The following is a 5519-nucleotide window of genomic DNA, read 5'->3' on the forward strand; positions in this document are numbered from 1 at the left end:
CGGGTGATGAGGCTGTGTTCGAGTTCGGGATCGGAGAGGCTGTGCCATTGTCCGAGCAGGACGGCTTTGAACATGGATAGCAGTGGATAGGCGGGACGACCGCGGTGGTCTCGAAGGTAACGGATTCTTTGACGGTTCAGGTACTGTTCGATCGGTTGCCAGTCAATCACTTGATCCAACTTCAATAGCGGGAAACGGTCGATGTGTTTGGCAATCATGGCTTGTGCGGTTTGCCGGAAGAAGGTACTCATGAAAAATCTCCTAAATGTCTTGGTGGTAATTTAGGGGATTTTGGGGGATTTTGTAAAGGTCTCAAACTGCCTTAGCATTGAATGTCCAGATTCCCGGAATGACGGTTTAGAAGTTACCCTAAACCTCAAAAAAAACCTGCACCTTAATCAGTTGGCGGTTTAGTCCGACTTTTGGGGTGCAGATCAAGCTTTCAGACGGTATTTCCTTTAAAACTTCATTTCAAGCGCGAGGCTGAAGTTCCTGCCCGGTGCGGCATACCTTCCATAGTTACTGTCGCCGCCGTGCCGGTTTGCCGTGCTTTCCGCAGTCTGGCGCAAGGATTCCCAAGTAACGTAGCGGTAGTTGCCGATATTGTAGATAGCCGCCCTCAAGGTCAGCCGTTTTTTCAGATTAAGATAGGCGGAAACATCTGCCGTCGACCAAGCAGACGACGCTCTTTTTGCCGAATATCGTTTTTGATCGCCTGCCAGATAAGCAAGTTCATCAGGGTTTTTCCCTTTGGAATAGGTCAGCATAATGTTTGCGCCCCATTTCCCCTCGGGCTGGTCGTATCCGAACCCCAAAACATAACGCGACGGCTGTACCGCATCCAAAGCATAGCTGCGGAGGGACAGTCCCGGCCGGTTGGATACCGATTTCGGTTTGATACGGTTGTACGCCAAAGTCGTGTACAAACCTTCGGGCAGTTTGTGATACACACCGTTCCAGTCGATTTTTCCCAAGATGTTGATGCCTTGGAGCGACATATTTTGGGCATTGTAATAATCGCGTATATCAATCTCTGTCAATTGTCCTGCCTGATTCGGCAATTTGGTTTTTTGATCGGCAACGGCAATCATATCGGTATAACGGTTGCGGAAGCTGCTGATTTCCAAAAAGCCGAAATCGCCCTTCCACTGCAAACCGATTTCGCGGTTGGCTGCCTTTTCCGATTTCAGGGCAGGACGCTGCCAGCCTTTCGGATAATCGTGATAAATGTCTATCCCGAAAAGTTCTTGGAAGGAGGGCGTTCTGAAGCCGCTGGAGGCGCGGTAAGACAAAGAAAAATGCCGGTTCGGTTTGAACACGATGCCGCTGTTCCACGAACGGTCAACATACCGCCCGCTGCGGACGAGTTCTTCCGACGTGGTAAAGTTTTGCCGGTCGTACCTGCCGCCCAAGCTGAAATCGAAATATTTGCCGATTGAAAAACGGTCGTTCAAAGAAATGTGGATATTGCTGCCGTTGATTTTTCTTGGCACGCATTTGCGGGAACGCAGGGTTTCGATGTAGCCGCAGACCGACCCTTCGACGACTTCGGGCTTACCCAAAAGATACTTGTCTCCCTTATCGGTGTAATCCGAGTATTCCGAAATCCTTGCCGCATTGTGGGAAAGCTGTTCGGGGCGGGAGATCGCTTTGGAAGCATCGTAACCGAAGCCCAAAGTCAGATGGTGTTTCGTCCATTTGTTTTTCAGCGACTTCTCAAACGAGGCATTCAAAACATTGTGCTGTTCGCGGTAGTGGAAACGGTCGCTGCTGTCGTAGGAATACGGCTTGTCTGCCGACGCGCGGCAGGATTTGTCCACGGCAGGATACACGGCGCAATTCAGCTTCAGCGTGTTGTTGTCGGTTGCCACGCCCTGTTTGTCAAACGACAACACCGCCTTGTCCGCCCAATTGTCAGAATACGCTTCGTTTTCATAACGGTACAGCAAACCCATACGGCGGCGGCGGTGATGTTCGTCTATAAATTTGGTGCGGGAATATTTCAAACCTATGCCCTTGACCCATTTTTCTTTGTTTTTATCCCACGCTTCTATATTCGGCACAAAATACAAGCCGTCGCGGAAATCGTTGCCGTCGTACACCCCGCTCTTGTCGCTAAACTTTTTCGCCTCGTCCGTACCGTAATACTGTTTTTCCGTCATATCGCGGATGTCGTAACGCTGTTTGGTATCCTCAAACACGCCGCCGACATAATGCCTGCCGCCGAAGCGGTAGCCCAGCTTGGCAAGCCACGAACCGCTGCGGTAATCCATCGGATCGGGCAATATCCTGCCGCCGCCTGTGTACGATTGGGCGGACAGGTTTTCGTGGCGCGCCTGCGCCTCCCGCACCATCGCTTCTTCTTCACTGTTTAAAGCCTGACCTTTTGAACGGCGTTCTTCCACCCAGCGGTTGAGCTGGTTTTTCAAATATTTCCCGTTGCCCGCCAATTTTGCCACAGGCTTGAGCTCACTCTCGCCCTCCGCCAGGAAATATTCCGCCTTTTTATTCGGACTCTGAATATCGTATGTCTGGCGGAACGCGTCCAAACGGTCTATGCCGTATTCCACCCCGTCCGCAATATCGCCGTGCGGGCGCGTTTCCCGCCCTTGGCGTTCGGTTCGGATTAACAGCCCTTCCCAACCGTCCTTACTGAAACCCGCGCCGAGCGACTTCATAAATTGGCGGTTTTTACTGCCGTAGGCGGTTTTTGCCTGTATCCCCCAACTTTTGCCGTCTGAAATCAGGTCTGCCGCCTCTTTGGTGCGGAGGGAGACTGCTCCGCCGAGCGCACCGCTGCCGTGATCGGAAGAACCGGCACCTTTGTCGATTTCTACCGTACCGACGTTTTCATATTCGATTTCGTTGATTGCACCGCTGCCGCCGCGTCCGCCGTATCCGCTCAATGCACCCTGCACGGTAAACGCCTGTATTTGGGCAACACCGTCGACCGAAACCGCCACACGGTTTTTATCCACGCCCCGTATCGAATAACCGCCGCTCGCGCCGTTACCTTGTTCGACGACGGCCACGCCCGGATCGTAGCGCGTCAGGTCGCGGATACCGAGTACCTGTTCTTTGTTCAACGTTTCCGACGTTTTGACGATTTTGCCCAAACCGGTCGCCTCTTTCGATCGCCGTCCCACTTTGGCGGCACGGACGGTAATCTCCTTCAATGATTGACTTTGCGCCGCATCAGATGCCGCCGTTTCGGGGTTTGCCGCATATGATGGGAAAGCGGCTGCAATGGCCAAGGCGGTCAGGGTAAGCGGGAATGTATGCCTTCTGTTCATCGTGTTGCCTCCTTGTCATCTTTCTTCGCACCAAATACCACACCGATTTTTTGTTGGGGTTCGGCAAAGCTGCCGCCCAATTCCGATGCATGAGGTCCGTAAAAGCCCCCTGTTACATGAAGGTTCTCGGCTTTAAACGGTTTGGAGGATGTTGCACCCCTGCCAAGCAGGTCGATACCTGTATCACGGGTACGTGCTGCTGCATGGAAACCGTTGTGCTCAATAATACCGTTTTCAATATAGAAGGCAGGTTCTACACCATTTTTCTCCATCAGGGTGCCGGAAAGGGACTTGTTGGCAAAGTTAACGTCGAATTCGGCTTTTGCCGCTTTATCCGCATGGTTATCCCATTGGATCGGCGCGCCGATACGGGCTTCCCATGAACCTCTATAGTGGACATTCCCAATTTTGGGGATGTCTGCCTCGGAAGTGCGGATACCTTTTATGAAAAGGTCGATATTCCTGTATGCAGAAGCGGGTTGGACAGGTGATTTTCCATCCGTGCCTACGCTTTCCGCGTTGTTTCCTTCATTTTTTCCTGCTGTATTTGCTTCCCCGTTATCTTCCTCTGCCGGCAACTCGGAAGAAGCATGACCGTCATCGGTATCATTTTCCAAACCGTCTTCACCGTCTTCAGGCTCTAAACTTTCATTTTCATCATCAGGTCCCGCGCCTTCATGATCGGAATCTTCGTCCTCTGTTGCAGTCGGTTTGACGACGGGACGGTCGGTTTGCATCCGTCCGATTTTCACATAGTTCAGAAAATCGCAGCAGGTTCGGATTGTCGTTTTCCTGCCGTCGGCAAGAACGATGGTTTGAGTATCTTTGACCAAGGAGATTTCACGCCCTTCGACAAGGAGTTTGTCAGGATGGGCAAAGTCGGGCATAGGCTCGGCAATAAACGGACGTGCCTTAGGATCGGCAGCTTCGTCGGCGGCAATTTTCAGCGAATCCAAGATTTTGGTATGCGTTTCAGACGGCACGGAGCTATTTTGTTTGCCTGCGAATACGCCGAATACGCTTTTGTCGTTGCTGATAAACCGTCCGGCAAGCTCTTCTCCGTTATCGCCGAAAAAACCGCCCTCAAGCCGCTGATCGGCATCGGCATGGAAAAACAAATGCTCCTTACCGGCATGTTTTTCCGCTAAATCAGGATTGACCTTGGCACTGCCGATAAAGCGGTTGCCGTCCAATTTTGCAGTAATGTTGTAAATGATCAGCGGCTTTTTAGGTTCATCTGGATTATTCTTATTTTGCACATACTGATTTTTAATCAACTTACCTTCCAGGTTTTTTTTGTCGAAATTAACCGTATATTCGGCAGGATGTTTTTCCCTGTCGTCGGCATCCCTAGCCGCATAAGAAGTTGCACCAATATTATTACCATAATATGTGTTATAACCCAAATTCTCACTGGCAACCGCCTGACCTGTCCGATGACGTTTGGCATCGGTCATATATTGCCAGTTACCGGAATATTTCACCGTTCCCGCGCTCGGTAAAGATTGGGAGGGATGTTCTCCGGAATAATATACAAACCCGTCATAACCAAACCGGTGGGTAAACCGCTTACCACCTGAGTTCTGTTTGATTTCGTCTTCTCCTGTTTGAGTATAAACATATCCGGCCCGGACATATTTATATTGATACACAGCATCTTTTGAATCGGACGTGTAGATTTGTGCATTAGGATGCCGTCCTTTGATTTCCTTTTTAAGTTTGTCGACCTGTTCTTGCGGCGTACCGTCTAAAAACAGGATATCCTCCTCTTTAAGCGGCAGATACTCCTCTGCCTGATGCTTATCGGGAATTTCCGTACCGTCTTTGTTATAAAAAGCAATATTCCGCCTTGGCAACCGCATTGCCGCACCGACGGCGGGCTGGTTGACCGGCGTGGTTTCTATAGAAGGTTTGGCAGGAGCCGGAGCAGGAATATCCTCAGGCTTGGAAGGTTTGGAATCTGACGGGGTTTGCGCGGTCGGCGTTGATTCGACAACAGGCTGCACGCCGAAATTGCCGCCGATACAAGATGCCAAAAGTAAGGGCAACAAGACAATGCCGCCATAATTCGGTTTACACATCCCTACTTTTCCTCTATTTGATTAATAATAATTATCATTATATTAATATGCACAGATAATATCAACCCGAGACCTTGGCAAAAAAGCCCTTCCCACAACAGTCGAAACCCCAACACAGGTTTTCGGCTGTTTCCGCCACCAATCA

Annotated in this window: 3 protein-coding genes; all 3 read right to left on the reverse strand. The window is 50.6% G+C overall.

Annotated elements, in window-relative coordinates; genetic code table 11:
- On the reverse strand, positions 1-251 hold a 251-nt coding region (locus ACTHSW_RS10675; protein ID WP_285071603.1), incomplete at its 3' end, for a transposase.
- Positions 252-458: 207 nt separating this feature from the next.
- Positions 459-3293, reverse strand: a complete 2835-nt coding sequence (locus ACTHSW_RS10680; RefSeq protein WP_060975174.1) for a lactoferrin/transferrin family TonB-dependent receptor — start codon at positions 3291-3293, stop codon at positions 459-461.
- Positions 3290-5374 (reverse strand): transferrin-binding protein-like solute binding protein, encoded by a 2085-nt coding sequence (locus ACTHSW_RS10685; RefSeq protein ID WP_049328591.1) that lies wholly within the window; start codon positions 5372-5374, stop codon positions 3290-3292. The genes ACTHSW_RS10680 and ACTHSW_RS10685 overlap by 4 nt, the downstream gene beginning before the upstream one ends.
- Between the last annotated feature and the right edge of the window lie 145 nt (positions 5375-5519).

This window comes from Neisseria sp. P0008.S004 (assembly GCF_051962755.1).
Classification (GTDB): Bacteria; Pseudomonadota; Gammaproteobacteria; order Burkholderiales; family Neisseriaceae; genus Neisseria; species Neisseria subflava_A.